The organism is Sphingobium sp. GW456-12-10-14-TSB1, from assembly GCF_059424385.1.
On sequence record NZ_JBWKZI010000001.1, the window covers coordinates 381871 to 403398 of the forward strand.

Annotated in this window: 22 protein-coding genes and 1 tRNA gene; 5 read left to right on the forward strand and 18 right to left on the reverse strand. The window is 64.2% G+C overall.

Annotated features, from left to right (window positions below; all coding sequences use genetic code 11):
• Nucleotides 1-79 precede the first annotated feature (79 nt).
• Both obgE and AC07X9_RS01930 read right to left on the reverse strand, forming a co-directional pair.
• Entirely contained in the window at nt 80-1180 is a 1101-nt protein-coding gene (gene obgE, locus AC07X9_RS01925) for a GTPase ObgE (protein WP_017183125.1), read from the reverse strand.
• Nucleotides 1181-1270: 90 nt separating this feature from the next.
• On the reverse strand, nt 1271-1900 hold the full coding sequence (locus AC07X9_RS01930; RefSeq protein WP_026002381.1) for a TetR/AcrR family transcriptional regulator: 630 nt from the start codon (nt 1898-1900) through the stop codon (nt 1271-1273).
• Between the two features lie 52 nt (nt 1901-1952).
• Here AC07X9_RS01930 and AC07X9_RS01935 point away from each other — a divergent pair, with 52 nt between their 5' ends.
• Genes AC07X9_RS01935 through AC07X9_RS01945 form a run of 3 tightly spaced genes read left to right on the forward strand, consistent with a single transcriptional unit; the run spans nt 1953 to nt 3900 of the window.
• The gene (locus AC07X9_RS01935) at nt 1953-2798 is read left to right on the forward strand and encodes a metal-dependent hydrolase (RefSeq protein ID WP_017183123.1); all 846 of its coding nucleotides are present in this window, start codon (nt 1953-1955) and stop codon (nt 2796-2798) included.
• Nucleotides 2799-2830: 32 nt separating this feature from the next.
• Nucleotides 2831-3361, forward strand: coding sequence for a GNAT family N-acetyltransferase (locus tag AC07X9_RS01940; protein ID WP_017183122.1), 531 nt, complete (start codon nt 2831-2833; stop codon nt 3359-3361).
• Nucleotides 3358-3900 (forward strand): hypothetical protein, encoded by a 543-nt coding sequence (locus tag AC07X9_RS01945; RefSeq protein WP_017183121.1) that lies wholly within the window; start codon nt 3358-3360, stop codon nt 3898-3900. The genes AC07X9_RS01940 and AC07X9_RS01945 overlap by 4 nt, the downstream gene beginning before the upstream one ends.
• Here AC07X9_RS01945 and AC07X9_RS01950 read toward each other — a convergent pair.
• The 3 genes from AC07X9_RS01950 to rplU form a co-directional block, all read right to left on the reverse strand.
• Nucleotides 3887-4462 (reverse strand): GNAT family N-acetyltransferase, encoded by a 576-nt coding sequence (locus AC07X9_RS01950; protein WP_017183120.1) that lies wholly within the window; start codon nt 4460-4462, stop codon nt 3887-3889. The genes AC07X9_RS01945 and AC07X9_RS01950 overlap by 14 nt on opposite strands.
• A 272-nt stretch (nt 4463-4734) precedes the next feature.
• Nucleotides 4735-5004 (reverse strand): 50S ribosomal protein L27, encoded by a 270-nt coding sequence (gene rpmA, locus AC07X9_RS01955; protein WP_017183119.1) that lies wholly within the window; start codon nt 5002-5004, stop codon nt 4735-4737.
• A 32-nt stretch (nt 5005-5036) separates the two neighbouring features.
• On the reverse strand, nt 5037-5402 hold the full coding sequence (rplU, locus tag AC07X9_RS01960) for a 50S ribosomal protein L21 (RefSeq protein ID WP_017183118.1): 366 nt from the start codon (nt 5400-5402) through the stop codon (nt 5037-5039).
• 189 nt (nt 5403-5591) lie between these two features.
• Here rplU and AC07X9_RS01965 point away from each other — a divergent pair, with 189 nt between their 5' ends.
• Together AC07X9_RS01965 and ybaL are read left to right on the forward strand one after the other, a co-directional pair.
• On the forward strand, nt 5592-5984 hold the full coding sequence (locus AC07X9_RS01965) for a hypothetical protein (protein WP_086485427.1): 393 nt from the start codon (nt 5592-5594) through the stop codon (nt 5982-5984).
• A 225-nt stretch (nt 5985-6209) separates the two neighbouring features.
• The gene (gene ybaL / locus AC07X9_RS01970) at nt 6210-7847 is read left to right on the forward strand and encodes a YbaL family putative K(+) efflux transporter (RefSeq protein ID WP_017183115.1); all 1638 of its coding nucleotides are present in this window, start codon (nt 6210-6212) and stop codon (nt 7845-7847) included.
• Here ybaL and AC07X9_RS01975 read toward each other — a convergent pair.
• From AC07X9_RS01975 to AC07X9_RS02035, 13 genes are all read right to left on the reverse strand, one after another.
• Nucleotides 7844-9382 (reverse strand): cryptochrome/photolyase family protein, encoded by a 1539-nt coding sequence (locus AC07X9_RS01975; protein WP_086485428.1) that lies wholly within the window; start codon nt 9380-9382, stop codon nt 7844-7846. The genes ybaL and AC07X9_RS01975 overlap by 4 nt on opposite strands.
• Before the next feature lie 265 nt (nt 9383-9647).
• Nucleotides 9648-11438: a DEAD/DEAH box helicase gene (locus AC07X9_RS01980; RefSeq protein WP_026002380.1), complete on the reverse strand. Its 1791-nt coding sequence runs from the start codon at nt 11436-11438 to the stop codon at nt 9648-9650.
• 319 nt (nt 11439-11757) lie between these two features.
• Complete coding sequence (rplA, locus tag AC07X9_RS01985; protein ID WP_017183112.1) at nt 11758-12456, reverse strand: 50S ribosomal protein L1; 699 nt, start codon at nt 12454-12456, stop codon at nt 11758-11760.
• 4 nt (nt 12457-12460) lie between these two features.
• Nucleotides 12461-12892 carry a 50S ribosomal protein L11 gene (rplK, locus tag AC07X9_RS01990; protein ID WP_017183111.1) on the reverse strand — a complete coding sequence of 144 codons (432 nt, stop codon included), beginning with the start codon at nt 12890-12892 and terminating at the stop codon, nt 12461-12463.
• Nucleotides 12893-13109: 217 nt separating this feature from the next.
• On the reverse strand, nt 13110-13646 hold the full coding sequence (gene nusG, locus AC07X9_RS01995; RefSeq protein ID WP_017183110.1) for a transcription termination/antitermination protein NusG: 537 nt from the start codon (nt 13644-13646) through the stop codon (nt 13110-13112).
• A gap of 39 nt (nt 13647-13685) precedes the next feature.
• Nucleotides 13686-13892, reverse strand: coding sequence for a preprotein translocase subunit SecE (secE, locus tag AC07X9_RS02000; protein WP_017183109.1), 207 nt, complete (start codon nt 13890-13892; stop codon nt 13686-13688).
• Nucleotides 13893-14062: 170 nt separating this feature from the next.
• A tRNA-Trp gene (locus tag AC07X9_RS02005) sits at nt 14063-14138 on the reverse strand.
• A gap of 53 nt (nt 14139-14191) precedes the next feature.
• Entirely contained in the window at nt 14192-15109 is a 918-nt protein-coding gene (locus AC07X9_RS02010) for a YihY/virulence factor BrkB family protein (RefSeq protein ID WP_017183108.1), read from the reverse strand.
• Between the two features lie 65 nt (nt 15110-15174).
• Nucleotides 15175-16398, reverse strand: a complete 1224-nt coding sequence (locus tag AC07X9_RS02015; protein WP_017183107.1) for a dihydroorotase — start codon at nt 16396-16398, stop codon at nt 15175-15177.
• Nucleotides 16399-16515: 117 nt separating this feature from the next.
• Nucleotides 16516-17511 (reverse strand): aspartate carbamoyltransferase catalytic subunit, encoded by a 996-nt coding sequence (locus AC07X9_RS02020; protein WP_017183106.1) that lies wholly within the window; start codon nt 17509-17511, stop codon nt 16516-16518.
• A 120-nt stretch (nt 17512-17631) separates the two neighbouring features.
• Nucleotides 17632-19242: a phytoene desaturase family protein gene (locus AC07X9_RS02025; protein WP_026002379.1), complete on the reverse strand. Its 1611-nt coding sequence runs from the start codon at nt 19240-19242 to the stop codon at nt 17632-17634.
• Nucleotides 19239-20399, reverse strand: a complete 1161-nt coding sequence (locus AC07X9_RS02030; protein WP_174703655.1) for an aromatic ring-hydroxylating oxygenase subunit alpha — start codon at nt 20397-20399, stop codon at nt 19239-19241. Before AC07X9_RS02030 ends, AC07X9_RS02025 begins: the two co-directional genes overlap by 4 nt.
• Nucleotides 20400-20466: 67 nt before the next feature.
• The gene (locus AC07X9_RS02035) at nt 20467-21453 is read right to left on the reverse strand and encodes a bile acid:sodium symporter family protein (RefSeq protein WP_017183103.1); all 987 of its coding nucleotides are present in this window, start codon (nt 21451-21453) and stop codon (nt 20467-20469) included.
• Nucleotides 21454-21528 lie beyond the last annotated feature (75 nt).

The following is a 21528-nucleotide window of genomic DNA, read 5'->3' on the forward strand; positions in this document are numbered from 1 at the left end:
GTCGAAGGGCCGTTCTTTCTTGAAGAGACGTGCAGGGCTTCGACAGGCTCAGCCCGAACGGGGGTGGGTTGGTTGACGCCTAGAGCGGCGACCATGGGCCTTCGCCTTCTTCATCCGCGCTGCCTTCAGCCTTCGCATCGTCCAGCGCCTGTCCCACGATCGGCAGGATCGAGTCGAGCAACGCTTCCACGCCCTCGCCAGTGCCCGCCGAGATGATGAACACATCTTCCACGCCTTCCTCGCGCAGCTGGCCGGCAATATCTTCCATCAGTTCGGGGCCAAGCAGGTCGCCCTTGTTGAGCGCGACGATCTGCGGCTTTTCGTCCAGCCCCTCGCCATAGGCGGCCAGTTCGTCCTGTACGATGTGGAAAGCCTCGATCGGATCGTCTCCGGTCGCGTCGATCAGATGGAGCAGCACGCGGCAGCGTTCGATATGGCCCAGGAAGCGGTCGCCAATCCCCACGCCCTCGGCCGCGCCGGCGATCAGGCCCGGAATGTCCGCCAGCACGAATTCGCGATTCTTGTGCAGCACCACGCCCAGTTGCGGCTTGGTGGTCGTAAAGGCATAGGAGCCAACCTTAGCCTTGGTATTGGTGACCTGATTGATCAGCGTCGATTTGCCCGCATTGGGCATGCCGACAAGGCCGACATCGGCCAGCAGCTTGAGCCGCAGCCACACCCACATTTCCTGGCCCGGCCAGCCCGTGCCATGCTGGCGCGGCGCGCGGTTGGTGCTGGTCTTGTAGGACATGTTGCCCCGGCCGCCATCGCCGCCGCGCAGGAAGGTGATGCGCTGTCCCACTTCGGTGAAGTCGGCCAGCACTTCCTGATCCTCATAATCGGGAATGCCGTCCTCATCCTCGCTGCCCTCGATCGGTTTGGGATCGGACAATATCTGGGTGCCGACCGGCACTTTGATCACCAGATCCTTGCCGCCCGCGCCATAGCGATTCTTGCCCATGCCGGGCGTGCCGCGCTGCGCCTTGAAATGCTGGGTGTAGCGAAAGTCTATGAGGGTGTTGAGGCCCTGCACCGCTTCAAAGATGATGTCGCCGCCCTTGCCACCATTGCCGCCATCCGGGCCGCCATATTCTTCATATTTTTCGCGCCGGAAACTGACCGCGCCGGGGCCGCCCCAGCCGGATTTGATAAAGATTTTTGCTTGATCGAGAAAATGCATGGGGCGCCCATAGAGCATTCTGAACTCTGCTGGAACAGCCGAGCGCTCGCGGAATGCGGAAAATGAGAAATAGCGTGCAATCGCACAAGGTTAAACCTTGGCTTGCGCCGCTTCGGTCGCGGCAAAGGCGGCAGCTTCGGCCATGAGCGCAGCGACCAGGCTGCGCGTGGCGATCTCGCGCGCCTTTTCGCGCGGCAGGCCCAGCGACGCCGCCATCGGCCCGCCCATCTGCGAATCGCCCAGCGCCAGCAGAACCAGCATCAGCGTATTGTCGCGGATTACATCGCCCAGGTCCGGGGTCAGCGCGGTGGCGACCAGCTTGTCGACCAGCCGGTGGATCGCCTCCACCACAGGGTCGAGCGCATCCTCATTGCCTGACGCCAGCATCCAACTGGCCAGCGCGCCCGCGCCGCCCGCGTCGAACGCATCGAACGTCATGTCGACGATCAGGCGGGGGGCGACTTCGCCGCGCCGCATGGCGTCCACCGCTTTGCCGATCGTCGCGGTGATCGTTTCGCCCAGATGCGCTGCCAGCGCCTTTTGCAAGCCCGCGGCCGACCCGAAATGATGGAGAAGATTGGCATGGGTCCGTCCGATCCGCGCTGCCACGGCCTTGAGCGTCACGGCTTGCGGTCCGGCCTCGATCAGCAGCATGCGCGCCGCTTCCACGGCCGCGTGACGGCTTTCATCGGGGCTGAGGCGGGCACGTTTTATTGACATTAGTGTAAGCAACTCGTATTTACATTCATGTAAGTAGTGAAGAGATGTCCCCATGACCCCGACTGACTTGACCATCACGCCGCGCGACCGCCGTTTCGGGCGCGGGCAAGGGTCCGCCCGACATTGGCTGAATGGCGATCCGATCGCCACGGCTTTCTTCAACGCCCTGTCGATCACCTTTCCGCGCGGCGAAGCCTATTTCATCGACAGTGTCCGGGCTTTTCGCGAAGGCGTGCCTGATCGGCTGGCGCAGGAGATCGCGGCCTTCACCAGGCAGGAAGTGGTCCATAGCCGCGAGCATTTGGCCTTCAACCGGCAAGTGACGGACAATGGCTATGACGTGTCGCTGCTCGACGCCGACGTGGTTCGGTTGCTGGACCTTGCCCGGCAGCGGCCGCCGATCATCAGCCTGGCCGCGACCATGGCGCTGGAACATTTTACCGCCATCCTGGCCCATGAACTGCTGCGCGATCCGCGCTACCTGGTCGGGGCAGAGCCGGAAGCGGCCGCGATGTGGCGCTGGCACGCGATCGAGGAGATCGAGCATAAGGGGGCGGCGCATGACACATGGATGCATGCGACCCGCAACTGGAGCAGGGCGAAACGCTGGCGCGTCAAGACGCTGATGATGCTGATCGTGACCAGGCATTTCCTGCACCATCGTGCGCGCGGGATGATGGAGTTGTTGCGGCAGGACGGGATTACAAATGTGCGCGCATGGGGCGGGCTGCTGCACTATGCTCTGGTGCGGCCCGGCATATTGCGGCGCGTGGCACGACCCTGGATGAGCTATTTTCTTCCCGGTTTTCATCCATGGCGGGTGGACGACCGGGCATTGATCGCGCTGGCCGACAGCGCCTATGCCGATGCGCGGATGGCGGCGCCCGCCACGGCTTGACCGGCGGGGCGGGGTGCGGTCTTATCGCGGCCATGCTCCATCCCCCGACGCTCCAAACCGACCGGCTGATCCTGCGTCCGCACGGCGTTGCGGACTATCCCGCCTGTTGCGCGCTGTGGGCCGACGCCGATGTCGTGCGCCATATCGGCGGATCGCCGCAGGATGCGCAGGCGGTGTGGTTCCGCCTGCTGCGCTATGCGGGCATGTGGTCGCTGCTGGGCTATGGCATGTGGGTGATGGAGGACCGGGCGACCGGCACGCTGATCGGGGAGGCGGGATTGCTGAGCGCCGCACGCGGTTTGCCTGAACTGGAGGGCGTGCCCGAAGCCGGCTGGGTGCTGGGACCGCAGGCCTGGGGGCGGGGATTGGCGACCGAGGCGATGACGGCAGTGCTGGGCTGGGCGGACGCCAATCTGGACGCGGCCAAGATCCGCTGCATCATCGGACCCGATAATGGCGCGTCAATCAAGGTCGCGGGAAAGCTGGGCTTTGCCGAATTTGGCGATGCGATGCTGGCGGGCAAGGCGATCAGGCTGTTCGATCGGCGGAGACTGTTGGCATGATCGGCTGGTCCGTGCCTGTAATGGCTATCGTCGCTGCGCCCGTGATCGGAGAGGTGGATCGAGCGGCCATCGCTTCCCGCGTTGTCGAGTTCAACGCTATGATGAATGACGGGCGCATCGCTGACAGCCTGGACTTTCTTCCGCCCCGCCTGATCCGTAGCATCGCGCATCGCTTTGGCGTGCCAGAAAGCGAAGTGAAGCTTTTGGTCGGCAAGCAGATTGCCGATGCCGTGGCGGGCGTACGCTTCCTCTCCTTCACCATGAATATGCAGGCCGCGACAGTTAACACGACGCCAGATCGACAGCGTGCCTATATGCTCATCCCAACAGAGAGTCAGATCGCTATTCCTGATGTAGGGACACTGCGTAGCCAGACGAGTACGCTGGCGTTACAGGATGAAGGCCAATGGTATCTGATCCGCATCGACAGCGCGCAGCAAGTTGCCCTGCTGCGCGCCGCGTATCCTGAATTTACGGGCGTCGATTTTCCGTCCGGGTCGTCGACGATGATCGAACGACCGGAGCTTACGCCGCCATAGCAGGCATGGCGTCAGCGTACAGATCCATCGCCGGGTCATCGCCCCGTCGGGCCACGCCGCCTTCTTCCAGGATCAGGCAGGGCGCAGTGTCGCCGCGCGCCGGGCTGAAACGGGGTTCGACGCGGCCAGTCTGGCGAAAGCCCAGCTTGCGCAGGACATTGCCCGACGCGCCATTGTCGGCGAAATGGACGGCACGGATGCCACTGACGCCATTGGCGCGCGCCATGCGCAGCACGGCCTGTGCGGCTTCCGTCGCGAAACCCAGCCCCCAATAGGGGCGGGCGATCCAGTAACCCAGCTCATGGCCGCCATCGTCGGCGCGGGTGATGCCGCAGCCGCCGACCAGGCGCGGCGCGCCGTGGGTGCGGGTGAAGGCAAGCAGGCTGGGCAGATGCACGTCCTGCGGCCTTTCCAGAAACGCCAGCGCGTCTTCCAGGCCATAGGGGCTGGGCACGCGCGTCAGGTTACGCAGGACGGCAGGGTCGCCAATGGCCTGGGCCAGGGCAGGGGCATCTTCCATCCAGCCCGGACGCAGGAGCAGGCGGGGGGTACGGGCGAACATTCTCGTCTCTCCTCTTTGTCGGCGCCGATAGCCGCCAATGATGACGGCTTGACGACGGCGTGGGTTCATGGACTGGCCCCGCCCGCATGACGCGCGAGAAGGGCTTAAGTTCCAAGGACTTGAGGGAAAGTGGAGGGGAGGCCCGCAACAATGAAAAAGGGGCGCTCCTTGTGGAAGGAGCGCCCCTTTTTCCCTCGAAAACCGACAGTGCCTATTGGCCCTGTCGGGAGGATCGCCCCTTTGCGGAGGGACGATCCGTCATCGATCGTCCGTTATTCAGCGGCCTGTGCGACGGCGTCTACCGACACATATTTGCGGCCCTGCTTGCCAGCGTGGAATACCACGCGGCCTTCGCCCAGTGCGAACAGCGTGTGGTCCTTACCCATGCCGACGTTGCGGCCGGGATAGACGCGGGTGCCGCGCTGGCGAATGATGATGTTGCCGCCGATCACTTCCTGACCGCCGAACTTCTTGACGCCAAGGCGCTTCGATTCCGAATCACGACCGTTGCGCGACGAACCGCCAGCTTTCTTATGTGCCATTGTCTAAACTCCTAATTCTAGTCGCGAAGCGATCAGGCTTCGGCAGCGGCAGGGGCCGCGTCTTCGGTCTTGGCAGCGGCCTTCTTGGCCTTCTTCGCTTCGCTGCCGATCGAAACGATCCGCAGGATCGTGTGACGCTGACGGTGGCCGTTCTTGCGGCGATAATTGTGGCGGCGGCGCTTCTTGAAGACGATGACCTTCTCGCCCTTCGCCTGCGCGATGATCTCGGCTGCGACGGTCAGACCGGCCACATCCTTCAGATCGCCGCCTTCACCGGCCAGCAGGACGTCGTCCAGCGTGATCTTGTCGCCGGCCTCACCGGCCATCTTTTCGACGACGATCTTGTCTCCGGCGGCGACGCGATATTGCTTGCCGCCCGTGCGCACGATAGCGAACATGGCTTGTCTCTTCTCGTTCAAATCTGCTTTACGCAGATCACCAAAGACATGAAGCCTTAGCCGACCCGCGCGGGAATGTGGCCCGGTAGTGGAATGACTCGGACCTGTCAACCACGATAGGCTGGTTCGAGGGGTGGTTTTCGACCTGCCTTGCCCTATCTATAGCAGGATAAAGGGATAGTGACACACATGAAGCGCATTGCAACGGACAGTGGAGCATCGGCGGGCCAGCGCCTGTCGGTCGTCGCTGCCGTGTGTACGCTGATTGTGGTCATCCTGCTCTCCGCGCTTGCGCCGCTTGGGCCTCCGCTCAGCCGGGTCGCGGGTTCCGCCTTCAATCCCGCGACGATCGATGTCGTGATCAAGGCACGCGCGCCGCTGGCCCCGCAGGCAGTGCAGGCCACGCAACCGGACGGCGAAGGTCCGTCGGTCCCGCTGCTGTTGCTGGCGGCGTTTGCCGCCGCTTTTGTGATCCTGTGGCGGCAATCTGCTGCCCCCGCCTTCGCCCCTGTCGGGGAAAGCGCGCGATCAAGCTTCCACTCCAACGATAGACGCGCCCGCGCTCCGCCCGCCAGTTCCTGACGAATCGAGTCCCGGCCCGCCTGTGCGGGCCTTCGTTCGGAACAAGGAGCTTCGCTCATGCCCCGCAAACGCCCGCCCTGGTGGTTCATGCCGGCCGTCATGGTCGCGCTGGCCATTGCCGCTGCCGCGCTATCGCTAGCCATGCTGCCCATCGCCCAGGGATAGGTCGCCCGGCTGGCCGCGCCTGTCATGCGCGTGGCCGCCGTGCAGAATAGAAAGCCTGCTATGCCCCATCACACGCCCCTGATCGGCACGATTGTCGCCGGTCTCGTTGTTGCCTTCATCATGGGGGCGATCGCGCATCGCCTCAAACTCTCGCCGCTCGTCGGTTATCTTGTCGCCGGGATCATGGTTGGTCCCTTCACCCCCGGTTTCGTTGCCGACACTGCGCTGGCCAACGAACTGGCCGAAATCGGGGTCATCCTGCTGATGTTCGGGGTAGGACTGCATTTTTCGCTCAAAGACCTGCTGTCGGTCAAGAATATCGCCATCCCCGGCGCACTGGTGCAGATTGCAGTCGCGACCGGCCTTGGCATGGCGTTGGCGCATGTCATGGGCTGGCCGCTGATGGGGGGCATCGTCTTTGGCCTTGCCCTGTCGGTCGCCAGTACCGTCGTACTGCTGCGGGCGTTACAGGGCGCCGATCTGGTCGAGACGCGGCGGGGCCGCATCGCGATCGGCTGGCTGATCGTCGAGGATCTGGTGATGGTCCTGGCGCTGGTCCTGCTGCCCGCACTCGCCACCGTCATCAACGACGCCAATGCAGGGGCAGGGGCAGGCGCCCTGATCGCGCCGCTGGTCGGTACCCTGCTCAAGGTTGCGGGCTTCGTGGCCCTGATGCTGGTGGTGGGGCGACGGGTGATCCCCTGGGCGTTGCACTGGGTGGTGCATACCGGATCGCGCGAACTGTTCCGGCTTGCGGTTCTGGCCATCGCGCTGGGCGTGGCGTTCGGCGCGGCCTATGCGTTCGACGTCTCCTTCGCGCTCGGCGCATTCTTCGCGGGCATGATTTTGGGCGAAACGCCGCTCAGCCGCCGCGCGACCGAGGAGACGCTGCCTCTGCGCGACGCATTTGCGGTGCTGTTCTTCGTATCGGTCGGCATGTTGTTCAATCCGGCGGTGCTGGTGGAACAGCCGCTGCCGCTGCTGGCCACCGTGGCGATCATCATCGTGGGCAAATCGATCGCCGCCTATGCCATTGTCCGACTTTTCGGCAAGCCAGCCGACACCGCCATGACCATCGCGATCAGCCTGGCGCAGATCGGCGAATTTTCCTTCATCCTCGCCACGCTGGGGACGGGACTTGGCGTCCTGCCTGCCGATGCGCGCGATTTGATCCTGGCGGGCGCCATCGTCTCGATCTTCCTCAACCCCATCCTCTTCTCGCTGGCCGTGCGTGGCCGCAAGCAGGACGAGGTGGATGCAGAAGCCGCCCGCGTCGCGGCGGAGCGCCCGCCGGTGGGGCATGTCGTGCTGGTAGGCTATGGCCGCGTCGGCAAGCTGATCGCCACCCGCCTGACCGAGCGATCCGTGCCGTTCGTCGTGATCGAGGGCGATGGCGCGAAAGCCGAGGATGCCCAATCCGCCGGCCTGTCCGTGGTACGCGGCAGCGCGCTGGAGGACCGGCACCTTACAAAGGCGGGAGTTAAAAAGGCGCATCATCTGCTGATTGCCGTGCCGGAAGGTTTCGAGGGCGGGGCGATTTTTGAACATGCGATCCGCTTGAACCCCAACCTGGCCGTCGTCGCCCGCGCGCACAGCGACGCGGAGGTCGACTATCTGGAGAAACTGGGCGTGCCGCAAATCGTGATGGGGGAACGGGAACTGGCGGGCCGCATGCTCAGCCTGTGCGGAGCCAATTAATCGAGAGACGTCAGAAACCGCGCGGCCTGATCCCGGATCGCCGCGCGGTCGGGCTGCGCCATCTTCGCCCAGTTGCGATAGGGCATGGCCAGCCGCATATTGCCACCCAGCAGCTTTTCATTACGGGCCAGGAAATCCCAATAAAGGGCGTTGAACGGACACGCATCCTCGCCCACCCGCTGCTTCACGTCATAGCGGCAGGATTTGCAGTAATCCGACATGCGGTTGATATAGGCGCCGCTCGCGGCATAGGGCTTTGACCCCAGCAGGCCGCCATCGGCAAACTGGCTCATCCCCAGCGTGTTGGGCAGTTCGACCCATTCATAGGCGTCCGCATAGACTTCCAGATACCAGACATGAACCTGGTGCGGATCGATCCCGGCCAGCAGCGCGAAATTGCCAGTGATCATCAGTCGCTGGATATGGTGGGCATAGGCATGGTCGATGGTCTGGCCGATGGCCTGCGCCATACAATGCATGTCGGTTTCGCCGGTCCAGTAGAAGCCGGGCAGGGGCCGTGTCGCCCCCAGCGCGTTACGCTGCGCATAGTCCGGCCCTTCGTGCCAATAGATGCCACGCACATATTCGCGCCAGCCGATGATCTGGCGGATGAAGCCCTCCGTTGCGTTCAACGGCACCTTGCCCGCCCGATAGCGCGCCTCGACCGCCTGGCAGAGTGCCAGCGGATCGAGCAGCCCGGCGTTGATATAGGGCGACAGGATCGAGTGCCACAGGAACGGCTCGTCCGTCAGCATCGCGTCCTGATAGTCGCCAAAGCGCGGCAATGCCTCGTCCAGAAAGCGGCGCTGCTGGCGCATCGCTTCCTCATGCGTCACAGCGAAATGGAAATGGTCAAGGCTGCCGATATGATCGGCAAAGCGATCCGCAACCAGCGCCAGCACATCTTGCGTCACCGCGTCAGACCGGAACCGGACGGGCTGCGGCATCAACAGGTCGCGCCCCGGCGGTGGCTTGCGATTTTCCGCATCATAATTCCATTCGCCACCCTCCGGATTGCCCGCGCTTGTCATCAACAGTCCGGTTTTTCGCCGCATGTCGCGATAGAAAAACTCCATCCGCAACTGCTTGCGCGCCGCCGCCCAACTGTCGAATTCCGCATGGGAACAGAGGAAGCGGTCATCCTCATGGATCGTGACCGGCAGCCCGAAACGCAGTTCCCAATCTTCCAGCATCGCGCGCACCCGCCATTCACCTGCTTCCGTCACGTGAATGGCGACGGGGTGATGCCGCGCGATGGCACGCGCAACCTCGGCAGTGAAGCTGCCGCTATTGGCCGGATCGTCGAGTTTCACATAATCGACTGTCCACCCCAGCGCGCGCAGCCGATCGGCATGGTGACGCATGGCGGACAGGATGAAGGCGATCTTCGCCTTGTGATGGCGGACATAGCGGGTCTCATCCGCTACCTCCATCATCAGCACGACGCTGCGTGCCTTGTCGGCGTGCCGCAGCGCGGCGATGTCGGGCGTCAACTGGTCGCCCAGCACCGGAATGAGAAAGGGGCCGTCGGTCATGCTTCATAGCAATGACCGACGGCCCCTTTGGCTCCTAGCTGTTCTAAAGGGTGCTGGTTTACATCAACACCGTTCGTCCTGAGTAGCCATTGAGCGAAGTCGAAATGGCGTATCGAAGGATGCGTATGCGCACGATGCTTCGATACTTGAACAGGTGAACCATCCCCCGGATGGTTCAGGATCGTCCGGGGGACGATCCGACCTGTTCAACTTCGACAAGCTCAGTCTCTACTCAGCACGAACGGATGTGTAAGTATCTTGCAACTTACCCCCGGCTGCGCGGCGGCCCCTTGCGCGGGCCGCCTGCGCCCGCGCCCTTGAACGGGCGTGGGCTATGCGGCGCTGCGCCGCCACGCGAAAAATTGCCGGGACCGCCGCGGGGCGGACCGCTGCGGTTGGGGCGGTCGCCATTGGCAGGGCGCAACTGCTTGCGCTTTTCGCGCGCTTCCTCGCGCGGGGCGCCATCGACCGGATCGAACAGCACGTCCGCGCCCTCGTCACCCGCTTCGCCGGTGCGACGAACGGCGGCCAGGAATTTGGACGCGATCGCCTTGGGAATTTCGAACATCGTGTCGTTGGTGGTGATGCGGATTGCGCCGATGTCACCGCGCGACACATGGCCGCGACGGCAGATCAGCGGCAGGATCCAGCGCGGATCGGCATTCTGGCGGCGACCGATATTGATGCGGAACCACTGGGTATCCTCAAAACCGGGACGTGGCCCGTCGCGGCGGGCGGGCGCTTCGCTGCCGTCCAGCAGCTCTTCGGGCGCAGGCAGCGCGGCGCGGGCAGACCGCACCAGCATGGCCGCGATTTCCTTGGCGCTCTTGGCTTCCAGCAGTTCGCCGCCCAGTGCCCAGTCGGACTCTTCCAGTTCCATCGGCTCCAGCAGGCGCGCGCGCAGCCGTTCGGCATCCTGCGCGGCGATCGCTTCCTTGGTGGGGGCGGACGTCCATTCGACGGGAATTTTCGCGCCCTTCAGCATCCCTTCTACCCGGCGACGGCGTGGATAGGGGACGATCAGGACGGCGGTGCCCTTCTTGCCCGCGCGGCCGGTACGACCGGAGCGATGCTGCATGGTCTCGACGTCACGCGGGATTTCGACATGCACCACCAGCGTCAGCGTGGGCAGGTCGATGCCGCGCGCGGCCACGTCGGTCGCCACGCACACGCGCGCTCGCTTGTCGCGCAGCGCTTGCAGCGCATGGTTGCGCTCATTCTGGCTATGTTCGCCCGACAGCGCGACGGCGGCAAAGCCACGCTCGGTCAGGCTGGCGTGGAGATGGCGGACATTGTCGCGCGTGGCGCAGAACAGGATCGCCGTCTCCGCTTCATGGAAGCGCAGCAAGTTGACCACGGCATTTTCAATGTCGGCGGGCGCGACGGTCATCGCCTGATAGCTGATGTCGCCATGGCCGCGATCATTGCCGGCGGACTGGATCTGGAACGCATCCTTCTGATAGCGGCGGGCCAGCGCCACGATCGGCTTGGGCATGGTCGCCGAAAACAGCAGGGTGCGGCGGCCATCAGGGGTGGCGTCGAGAATACCCTCCAGATCTTCGCGAAAGCCCATGTCGAGCATTTCGTCGGCCTCGTCCAGCACGGCGGTTTTCAGCGCCGACAGGTCGAGCGCGCCGCGTTCCAGATGGTCGCGCAGGCGGCCCGGCGTGCCCACGACGATATGCGCGCCCTGCGCCAGCGCCTTGCGCTCGCGAGCGGCGTCCATGCCGCCAACGCAGGTGGCGATGCGCGCCCGCGCTCCAGCGTAGAGCCATTCCAGTTCGCGGCTGACCTGCAATGCCAGTTCGCGCGTCGGCGCGATGACCAGCGCCAGCGGCCAGGCGGGCGGGGGCAGGCGGCCTTCCTCGTTCAGCAATTCGCCCGCCATGGCCAGGCCAAAGGCGACGGTCTTGCCCGACCCGGTCTTGGCCGACACGATCATGTCGCGGCCAATCGCTTCGGGTTCGATGACCGACGCCTGCACTTCGGTCAGGTTTTCATACCCCTTCGTCGTGAGCGCCTGCGCCAGGATGGGGGGGAGAGTTTCAAATGCCATATTGTTGTATTCCATCGGATAATAGCGACCCGCCATATACCGACGGATACCAAAAGACCTGTTCCTTCCGCCCGTTCAATCGGACGCCCGAAGCGCAAGGTCGCACGCTTCGGTTTCATACCATCCTCCCCTGCAAGGGGAGGTGGCAGGGCGAAGCCCTGACGGAGGGGTGTCCCCCCTCTCGATAGGGTGATACCCCTCCACCACCGCTATGCGGCGGTCCCCCTCCCCTTGCAGGGGAGGATGAACATAAAAACAGGAAGCCTCCTTCCCCATTTCGCGAGGAAGGAGGCTTGCCTGATTGTCTATAACGCAAAAATCAGACTGCGGCGACTTCCGCCACATCGACCTTCACGCCCGGACCCATCGAGGAGGACAGGGCGATCTTGCGCACATATTTGCCCTTCGAACCGGTCGGCTTCGCCTTGACGATCGCATCGACGAACGCGTCGAAATTCTTGCGCAGGTCTTCGGCGGTGAAGCTCGACTTGCCCAGGCCCGCATGGATGATACCGGCCTTTTCGACGCGGAATTCGATCTGACCACCCTTGGCGGCCTTCACGGCTTCGGCGACGTTCGGGGTCACGGTGCCCAGCTTGGGGTTGGGCATCAGGCCCTTGGGGCCCAGAACCTTACCCAGGCGACCGACCAGGCCCATCATGTCCGGCGTCGCGATGACGCGCTGGAAGTCGATGTTGCCGGCCTGGATCGATTCCAGCAGGTCTTCTGCACCCACGATGTCGGCGCCGGCGTCGAGCGCCTGCTGAGCCTTGTCGTTACGGGCGAACACGGCGACGCGAACGTCCTTGCCGGTGCCTGCGGGCAGGGTGACGACGCCACGGACCATCTGGTCAGCGTGACGGGGATCGACGCCCAGATTGATCGCGATTTCGACGCTTTCGTCGAACTTGGCGGTCGCGTGGGTCTTGATCAGGCCCAGCGCTTCGTCAACGCCGTGCAGCTTGTTCTTGTCGATCGCGGCGGCGAGAGCCTTCGCCTTCTTGGTCTGCTTTGCCATGGTCTTAGCCCTCCACCACGTCGAGGCCCATCGCGCGCGCGGAGCCTTCGATAATCTTCGTTGCTGCGTCGATGTCGTTCGCGTTCAGGTCAACCATCTTGGCCTGGGCGATTTCGGCGAGCTGGGCGCGGGTGATCTTGCCAGCGACGACCTTGCCCGGTTCCTTGGAACCCGACTTCAGGTTGATCGCCTTCTTGATCAGGAAGGTCGCAGGCGGCTGCTTCGTGGTGAAGGTGAAGCTGCGGTCGGCATAGACGGTGATGATCGTCGGCAGGGGCGTGCCCTTGTCGACATTGGCCGTCTGCGCGTTGAACGCCTTGCAGAATTCCATGATGTTCACGCCGCGCTGACCCAGGGCCGGGCCGATCGGCGGTGCAGGCTTGGCGTCTCCAGCGGGCACCTGGAGCTTGATATAGCCCGTAATTTTCTTGGCCATTATGACTCACTCTGTTGCTGGGCGGACCCGAAAGCCACGCCCGGTTCAAGTTTAGCGGTGCTAACGAAGGCGAAGCCTCCTCCCGCGCTTATTCCCGGTCGCCCGGAAATTCTGTTTGCCCCGTCATGCCGGACTTGATCCGGCACCCAGGGCGAAATCATGCGACGTCACGCCCAGACGCCCTGGATCCCGGCCTTCGCCGGGACACGAGCTTTCCTTATTTGGAAAGCTCTACCTGCTCGAAATCCAGTTCCACAGGCGTGGCGCGACCGAAGATCGACACCGACACCTTGACCCGGTTCTTTTCGAAATCCAGTTCCTCGACCGTGCCGTTGAAGCTGGCGAAGGGACCGTCCAATACCTTGACCGCATCGCCGATTTCGTAATCGACGCTGACCTTGTGCTTGGGCGCGGCCTCGGCTTCCTTGCGGGCGCCGAAATAGCGTGCGGCTTCCGATTCGCTGATCGGCTGCGGCTTGCCCATCGAACCCAGGAAACCCGTCACCTTGGGCGTGTTCTTGATCAGGTGATAGATGTCGTCGTTCATCGCCAGCTTGGCCAGAACATAGCCGGGCATGAACTTGCGCTCGACCTGCACCTTCTTGCCGCGCTTCACTTCGGTCACGGTTTCAACAGGCACTTCGACCTGTTCGACCAGCTGGGAAAGGCCCATGCGCTCGGCTTCGGACAGGATCGATTCCTTGACCTTGTTCTCGAAGCCCGAATAGGCGTGGATGATGTACCAGCGCGCCATGTTACCGTTTCAAACTCCCAAAAACCAAGGCGGTCATGCTCAGGCCCGACCCGCCGCGAGGCTCAGCAGCCACTGGACGATCGCGCCGAAAAAAGTGTCGATGCCAAAGAAGAACAGGCCCAGCATCGTCGTCATGATGACGACCATCACGCCGGTCATGATCGTTTCGCGACCCGTGGGCCACACGATCTTCGACGCTTCGGTCCGCACCTGATTGACGAATTCGCCGGGGGAAACCTTCGCCATCGCCTGCCTCAAACCCTTTGCACAAACACCAAAACGCGAAGCAATAGTCCGCCCTCCCGATCCCGCCCATATCGGCGTCCGGGGGATGCGGCCGCATAGCTTCGCGACACAATTTCGACGGCGCGTCTAGCGGCAAACCTCATGCAAGACAAGGATGCTGCTGGAACGCCTGGCAGGAGTGGAGGGACTCGAACCCCCGGCATTCGGTTTTGGAGACCGACGCTCTACCAACTGAGCTACACTCCTGTGCCGGCGAAGGAGGGCGCTTTAGCGTGGCATGACGGGCAGGGCAAGCGCGATTATGCAGCTTTTTCCTGGCGGTCCGCGATGCTCGTTTCGGCACTGGTCTGCCGCTCTGCCTCCGCATTGATCTGCGCGCCCAGCAGCACGACATAGGCCGACACGAAAAGCCATAATTGCAGCACGACGACCGCGCCCAGCGACCCGTATGTCTCGTTATAATTGCCAAATGTCGCGACATAGAAGGACACGCCCAGCGTGACCACCAGCCAGAACAGGGTGGCTGTGACCGACCCGACCGTCAGCCATTGCCACTGCGCCTGTCGCCGGTGCGGCCCGAAACGGTAGATCAGCCCGAATATCAGGCTGGCGAACAGGCCGGCGCAAATCCATGTCACGGCCTTGATCGCGAACAGTACGCCCGGTCCCCAGTTGACCAGCAGCTTTTGCAGCAGGCCGATGACCGTGGCCGTAAAAACGCCTGCCACCATCACCAGCACGGCGGAACAGGTGATGCCCATCGACACGCGGGTGAACGCGATGATGCCGCGTCCTTCCTTCTGCCCATAGACGATGTTCAGCGCCTCCATGATGGCCGATGCCGCGCGCGTCGCGCCATAGATCGCAATGCCCAGTGCTGCGGCCAGGCCAAAGCCGATCGCCGGTTTGGCGGTGCTGACGACGCCCAGCAACTGGTCGTTGATCAGCTTGGCCGCATCGGCCGGCACGACCGCGATGATCGCCTGCATATGCCGTCCGACCATCGCCGGATCGCCAAACAGGCCATAGGTCAGCACGACGGCCGCCATCATCGGCGCGATCGAGAGGAATGCATAATAAGCGACGCCTGCCGCGAGCAAACCGACATGGTTGGCCGACAGCGCGCCATAGACCCGCTTCAAAATCTCCCACCAGGCCCGCGGCGGAATTTTCCACGGTGCATCGACATGCACCTGCTGCGCGACTGGCTGCTTCATCGGTTTCCCCTGTTGCTACACCAGGCAAGCGCATGAAAGGGGAGGGCGGTTCCCGCCGTTGGGGGTTACAAAAACACGCCGCCCTTCATGATCCGCCGCGCGCGGCCCTGCACCGGCACCCGGTCGAACGGCGTGTTGCCCGCCGCCGCCGCCATTTTTCCACTGTCGACGATCCACGGCGCGTCGGGGTCGACAAAGATCAGGTCCGCCGCGCTGCCGCTTGCAAAACTGCCCGCATTGACGCCCAAAATCCTGGCCGGATTGGCGCTCAGCAGGGTCATCAGCCGGTTGAGCGACACATGCCCGTCCCGCACCAGATTGAGCGAGAGCGCCAGCAGCGTCTCCGCCCCGGCCATGCCGGGCGAGGCGTCGGCGAAGGGCAGGCGCTTGTCCTCCGCCCCGCGCGGATCATGGCTGGACGTGATGACGTCGACCGTTCCGTCCGCGACCGCCGCGATGCTCGCCTTGCGATCATCCTCCGACCGGAGCGGGGGCGACAGGCGGGCGAAGGTGCGGAAATCGGTCACCGCATTGTCGGCCAGGAACAGATAGGCGGGGCTGATGCCGCAACTGACCCGCAGCCCTTCCGCCTTGGCCGCGCGAATGAGGTCGAAGCCAGCCCTGGTCGTCACCAGCCGGAAATGGATCGCCGCGCCTGCCTGCCGCGCCAGCATGATGTCCCGCGCGATCGCCATGGCTTCGGCGCAGGCGGGCGCGTGCGGCAGGCCCAGTCGCGTCGCCGTCTCACCGCTCGTCGCCACCGCCTTGCCCGCCAGCCCGCCATCCTCGGCATGGGCGATCACCGTCAGCCCCAGCCCGGCCGCATAGGATAATACCCGCAGCATCACGCCCGAATCCGCGATCCACTGCCGCCCGGTGCCGACCGCCTTCGCTCCGGCCGCCTGCATCATGCCAATCTCGGCCAGTTCCGTGCCCTTGAGGCCGCGCGTCGCCGCCGCGATCGGGTGAACCCAGAAATCGGGCTTCCCCGCCCGCGTCGCCTGCCGGATCAGCGCCGCATCGTCCAGCAGCGACGACTGGTCGGGCATCAGCGCCGCGCGCGTGATCCCGCCAAAATGAAAGGCGGGCTTGTCCGTCGCAAAGACGCCCAGGTCGACAAGGCCCGGCGCGACCACCTGCCCCTGCGCATCGATCCGCTCCGCGTCCGCAGGCACGGCGATGTCCCCGGCCGCGACGATGCGATCGCCTTCGATCAGGATGGAGCCGGAGAGCAGCGCATCCCCCGCCGGATCGGCCAGGCGACCGTTGATGATGGCGAGTTTAGTCACCGAGAAATACCCCTAAAACGTTCGCCCTGAGCCTGTCGAAGGGCCGTTCTTTCTGTTGCGTCAAGGAAAAGGTCAGGGCTTCGACAGGCTCAGCCCGAACGGAGGTTGTGGAATTCATCACGCCCATCCCTCCACCCCCCGCGCGCCGCGCGTCAGCACGTCCAGGCACGCCATGCGGATCGCCACGCCCATTTCCACCTGTTCGGTGATTGCCGATCGCGTGGGATCATCCGCCACCACGCTGGCAATCTCCACGCCCCGGTTCATCGGGCCGGGATGCATCACCAGCGCGTCCGGCTTGGCCAGCGCCAGTCGCTCAGGCGTCAGGCCGTAGAGCATGTGATATTCGCGCGCCGACGGGATGAACGCCCCGTCCATCCGCTCATTCTGAAGCCGCAGCATCATCACCACGTCCGCGCCGTCCAGCCCCTGCGCCATGTTGGTGAAGGGCGTCGCGCCCAGCATCTCCACTTCCGGCGGCATCAGCGTGGGCGGCGCGACCGCCCGGACCTGCGCGCCCAGCGCGGCGAGGCACAGCATGTTGGAGCGCGCGACCCGACTGTGCAGCACATCGCCGCAGATCGCGACGACCAGCCCTTCGAAACCGCCCTTGCGCCGCCGGATGGTCAGCGCGTCCAGCAGCGCTTGCGTGGGATGCTGGTGCCAGCCATCGCCCGCGTTAAGCACCGGGCAGTCCACCTTGTCCGCGATCAGCGCGACTGCGCCGGAACTGGCATGGCGGATCACGATGACGTCGGCGGCCATGGCGTTGAGCGTCATCGCCGTGTCGATCAGCGTCTCGCCCTTCTTCACGCTCGACTGGCCCGCATGCATATTGACCACGTCGGCGCCCAGCCGCTTGCCCGCAATCTCGAACGACAGCAAGGTCCGCGTGCTATTTTCGAAAAAGGCGTTGATCTGCGTCATCCCGGCCAGCCGGTCATCATGCTTGCGCGCGCCGCTGCGGTTCGCCCGCGCCCAATGCTCCGCCTCGTCCAGCAAAAAACGGATTTCCCAGGGCATCAGGTCCGCAATGGACAGCAAATGCCTGTGCGGAAACAGCGCCCGACCGGTCAGGTCGGACGAAGCGGGCGCGGCGGTCGTTTCGGGCATGGGATGCGCTTTAGGCGAGGGGAGGAGAGAGGGCAAGGGAGCGGTGATGAAGTTGAACGCAAACCCGACATCCGTTCGGGCTGAGCCTGTCGAAGCCTTGTTCTTTCCGTGGGATCGCAGTCACCTTCGGCCCCGAAGCCGCCCCAGCAGCGCCCCGTCCCGCAACACCTCCCGCGCGGCGTTATGTCCCGGTGCGCCGGTCACGCCGCCGCCGGGATGCGTGCCCGCGCCGCACATATACAGGCCCTTCACCGGCCCGCGGTATGCGCCATGGCCCAGCACCGGGCGCGCGGCCCACATCTGGTCCAGCGACAGGTGGCCGTGCATGATGTCGCCGCCGACCAGCCCGAATTTGCGCTCCAGGTCCAGCGGCGAGTGGATCTGCCGCGCGATCACGCTGCCGGCAAAGCCCGGCGCAGCCGCCTCCACCGTAGCGATGATGCAGTCCGCCGCCGCCTCCCGCTCATCGTCCCAGCTACGGCCATCCGGCAGTTCAGGCGCGAATTGCTGGCAGAAGAGGCTGGCGACATGGCATCCTTCCGGCGCCAGAGAGGCGTCGATGGTGGACGGGATCAGCATTTCGACGATCGGCGCTTTCGACCAGCCATCGCGCTTGGCGTCCATGAACGCCCGATCCATATAATCCAGCGTCGGGGCCAATATGATGCCCGACTGATGGTGCTCCCCCACGCCGGGCAGGCAGGGGAAATGGGGCAGGGCGCTCAGCGCCACATTCATGCGGAACGTGCCGGAACCGGCCTTGAACGCCTTGATCCGCCTGGCGAAATCGGCGGGCAGATCGGCCGGGGCCATCATCCGCTCATACAATAGTTTCGGCCCGACATTGGCGATCACCGCCTTGCCCATCACCTCTTCGCCGCTCTCCAGCCGCACGCCCACGGCCCGCGCGCCGTCCACCAGCACGCGCCCGACCGGCGCTTCCAGGCTGATCTCCACCCCCATGGCGGTCACGACCCGCGCCATGATCTGGGTGATCATGCCCATGCCGCCGACGCTATGGCCCCAGGCGCCCTTCTTTCCGTTCACCTCGCCAAAGACATGGTGCAACAGCACATAGGCACTGCCCGGCGTGTCGGGCGACGCATAATTGCCCACCACGGCGTCGAACCCGAACGCAGCCTTCACCGCGTCACTCTCGAACCAGCCGTCCAGGAAACTGCGCGCCGATTTGGTGAACAGGTCGAGCGTATCGCGCTGCTGTTCGATAGTCAGCCCCGCGATGCGCCGCCCCTGTTTCAGCGCGTCGATGATCATCGACAGGCCGTCGCCGACATTGGGCGGACTTTTCAGCACCAGGTCGCGCAATATGTCGGCCACCACCTCCAGCGCATCATAATAAGCGGGCAGGGCGGCGGCGTCCCTCGCGCTGAACCGGGCGAATTCCGCCTGCGTCCGTTCCAGCCCGCCGCCCAGTTTCAGATAGCCGCCATCGGGCTGGGGCAGGAAATTGCTGATGGGCCGTTCGATGACGCGATAGCCGTGATCGGCCAGCCTCATATCGGCAATGACCTTGGGATTGAGCAGGCTGACCGTGTAGCTGGCGGTCGAGTTGCGGAAACCGGGGTGAAATTCCTCCGTCACCGCCGCACCGCCAACGACGTCGCGGCGCTCCAGGATACGCACCTTATAGCCAGCCCGCGCCAGATAGAAGGCGCACACCAGCCCGTTATGCCCCCCGCCGATGATGACGGCGTCGTAGCTTTTGGTCATGCGTTCGCGCTCCATCCCGCCGCGGGTGCGCGGTGCTGCCGCGCCTGTGGAATAATCGTGCGCATCCGCCCGCAAAAATGGCGCAGCGCCACTTCATCCTGATGCAGCGGCCCGACGGTGAAACTGTGCGACGCCATGCCCGCCTGCACCCGCGCGACCAGCGCCGTATCCTCTGCATTGACCTGCCGGTTGATCCGCCAGTTGAGATAGCGCGCCGCCTTCATCTCCCTGCGGTCATCCGGCACAGCATAGCTGATCTCGCGGATCAGCGTCTGCGTCGGCGACACGGGCAGCCAGGCCATGAAATCGACCTGATCGGGATAGATGTCGAACGCGAAATTGGGCCACAGCTTGAAATAGGTCCATAGCCGCTGCCGCTCCGGCGGCAGATGCGGCACGGCGGGCAGGAAGTGCTGATAGGCGCGCTCCGACCAGTTGGCCGATGGCCGTTCGACGATCGGCCCCCACATCTTGTCGACATGGGCGCTGGCCTCCACGCCATAGCCGTCGCCCATCAGCCGTTTAAGCCCCGGATGCGCGACGCTGATGTGCAGCCCGTCGGAATAATTGTCGCCGATATTCTTCCAGTTCACGCTGCGTGGCCGCAACGTCACCCGCCCCAGCGCGCGCAGGTCGGCAAAGCGATAGGGCGCGATTTCCTCGACATAGGGGGCCATCATCTGCGCGACCGAAGGGCCACCATCATCGGTCAGGCGGACGAAGAGAAATCCGTGAAAATCCTCGACCTGCACGGGCGTCAGGCCATGGTCGGCCAGGTCCATGGCATAGCCCGCCTTCATCGGCACGCCGGTCAGCCGTCCGTCGCTCTCATAGGTCCAGCCATGATAGGGGCAGACCAGCTTTCTGGCGCAGCCCGACACCCCGTCGACGATCCGCGCGCCGCGATGGCGGCAGACATTGGTAAAGGCGCGCACCGCGCCATCCTCGCCCCGGATGACGATGACACTTTCACCGATATAGTCGAGCGTCTGGAAATCGCCCGGCTGGGCTATGTCGCTGATGTGGCAGACGATCTGCCAAGCGGGGCGAAAGATGCGTTCGACTTCGGCGGCGAAAAATTCCGGGTCACTATAGGTCCAGGCTGGCAGGCTCCAGCCCGCATCCGGGTCTGCCCCGCTTCCTGCCTGCTCCACCATTTCCGCGCATCCCCCGACGCTGCCGATCAATTTTACGAACGTATAATATAACCCGCGTTCATGCCAGCTATATGTCCAGGTCAGTGTCGGCTTTGTCGACCTGCGCGCTATAACGCCGCGCCAGCACGGCGCAGGCCATCAACTGGATCTGGTGGAACAGCATCACCGGCAGCAGGATCGCGCCGACGCTACTCGCCGGGAACAGCAATCCGGCCATCGGTACCCCGGTCGCCAGGCTTTTCTTCGACCCGCAAAAGACCAGCACGATCCGCTCCGCCCGCGCCAGGCCCATCATCCGCCCCAGCCCCCAGGTGAAGCACAGGACCACCGCCAGCAGGGCAACGCAAAGCCCCGCCAGCAGCGCCATCTCCCCCGCAGACACCGTCTGCCACAGCCCCTCGACCACTGCCGCGCTGAAGGCGGCATAGACGACCAGCAATATCGATCCGCGATCGACCCGTCCGATCATCGCCTTGTGCCGCGCCACGAACCCGCCAATCCAGGGTCGCGCCAGATGCCCGATCAGGAAGGGGAGCAGCAATTGCAGCACGATCCCCTCGACCGAAGCCAGCGAGATCAGACTGCCGCTGCCCGTCCGCTGCATCAGCAGCGCGACCAGCAAAGGCGTCAGGACAATGCCCAGCAGATTGGAGAAGGAGGCGCTGACGACCGCAGCGGCGACATTCCCCCGCGCGATCGCGGTAAAGGCGATGGACGATTGCACGGTCGATGGCAAAAGCGTCAGGAACAGCAGCCCGGCCCGCATCCCGTCGGGCACCGCGCCGATCTGCTGGCTTGCTAGCCCCAGCAGCGGAAAGACGGCGAAGGTCGTCGCCAGTACCGCCAGATGCAGCCGCCAGGCCTTGGCCCCGTCCCAGATCGCGGCGCGCGACAATTTTGCGCCATGCAGAAAAAACAGCAGGACGATGCCCGCATCCGCCACGGCATCCGCGATCCGTGCTCCGTCACCACGCGCGGGCAGCAATGACGCTAGCGCAACCGTGCCCAGCAGCAGCAACAGGAATGGATCGATCAGTTCACGAAGGCGGGTCATGGGTCAGCCTTGGGCAGGGAAGGGCGCAAAATCGGGGATAGACGCCGCCTCTTCATTGAGCCAACAGATTCGCAC

Coding starts and splice junctions, on each gene's coding strand:
- obgE (WP_017183125.1), bottom strand. CDS start 1,180: ATGCATTTTCTCGATCAAGCAAAAATCTTTATCAAATCCGGCTGGGGC.
- AC07X9_RS01930 (WP_026002381.1), bottom strand. CDS start 1,900: ATGTCAATAAAACGTGCCCGCCTCAGCCCCGATGAAAGCCGTCACGCG.
- AC07X9_RS01935 (WP_017183123.1), top strand. CDS start 1,953: ATGACCCCGACTGACTTGACCATCACGCCGCGCGACCGCCGTTTCGGG.
- AC07X9_RS01940 (WP_017183122.1), top strand. CDS start 2,831: ATGCTCCATCCCCCGACGCTCCAAACCGACCGGCTGATCCTGCGTCCG.
- AC07X9_RS01945 (WP_017183121.1), top strand. CDS start 3,358: ATGATCGGCTGGTCCGTGCCTGTAATGGCTATCGTCGCTGCGCCCGTG.
- AC07X9_RS01950 (WP_017183120.1), bottom strand. CDS start 4,462: ATGTTCGCCCGTACCCCCCGCCTGCTCCTGCGTCCGGGCTGGATGGAA.
- rpmA (WP_017183119.1), bottom strand. CDS start 5,004: ATGGCACATAAGAAAGCTGGCGGTTCGTCGCGCAACGGTCGTGATTCG.
- rplU (WP_017183118.1), bottom strand. CDS start 5,402: ATGTTCGCTATCGTGCGCACGGGCGGCAAGCAATATCGCGTCGCCGCC.
- AC07X9_RS01965 (WP_086485427.1), top strand. CDS start 5,592: ATGAAGCGCATTGCAACGGACAGTGGAGCATCGGCGGGCCAGCGCCTG.
- ybaL (WP_017183115.1), top strand. CDS start 6,210: ATGCCCCATCACACGCCCCTGATCGGCACGATTGTCGCCGGTCTCGTT.
- AC07X9_RS01975 (WP_086485428.1), bottom strand. CDS start 9,382: ATGACCGACGGCCCCTTTCTCATTCCGGTGCTGGGCGACCAGTTGACG.
- AC07X9_RS01980 (WP_026002380.1), bottom strand. CDS start 11,438: ATGGCATTTGAAACTCTCCCCCCCATCCTGGCGCAGGCGCTCACGACG.
- rplA (WP_017183112.1), bottom strand. CDS start 12,456: ATGGCAAAGCAGACCAAGAAGGCGAAGGCTCTCGCCGCCGCGATCGAC.
- rplK (WP_017183111.1), bottom strand. CDS start 12,892: ATGGCCAAGAAAATTACGGGCTATATCAAGCTCCAGGTGCCCGCTGGA.
- nusG (WP_017183110.1), bottom strand. CDS start 13,646: ATGGCGCGCTGGTACATCATCCACGCCTATTCGGGCTTCGAGAACAAG.
- secE (WP_017183109.1), bottom strand. CDS start 13,892: ATGGCGAAGGTTTCCCCCGGCGAATTCGTCAATCAGGTGCGGACCGAA.
- AC07X9_RS02010 (WP_017183108.1), bottom strand. CDS start 15,109: ATGAAGCAGCCAGTCGCGCAGCAGGTGCATGTCGATGCACCGTGGAAA.
- AC07X9_RS02020 (WP_017183106.1), bottom strand. CDS start 17,511: ATGCCCGAAACGACCGCCGCGCCCGCTTCGTCCGACCTGACCGGTCGG.
- AC07X9_RS02025 (WP_026002379.1), bottom strand. CDS start 19,242: ATGACCAAAAGCTACGACGCCGTCATCATCGGCGGGGGGCATAACGGG.
- AC07X9_RS02030 (WP_174703655.1), bottom strand. CDS start 20,399: ATGGTGGAGCAGGCAGGAAGCGGGGCAGACCCGGATGCGGGCTGGAGC.
- AC07X9_RS02035 (WP_017183103.1), bottom strand. CDS start 21,453: ATGACCCGCCTTCGTGAACTGATCGATCCATTCCTGTTGCTGCTGCTG.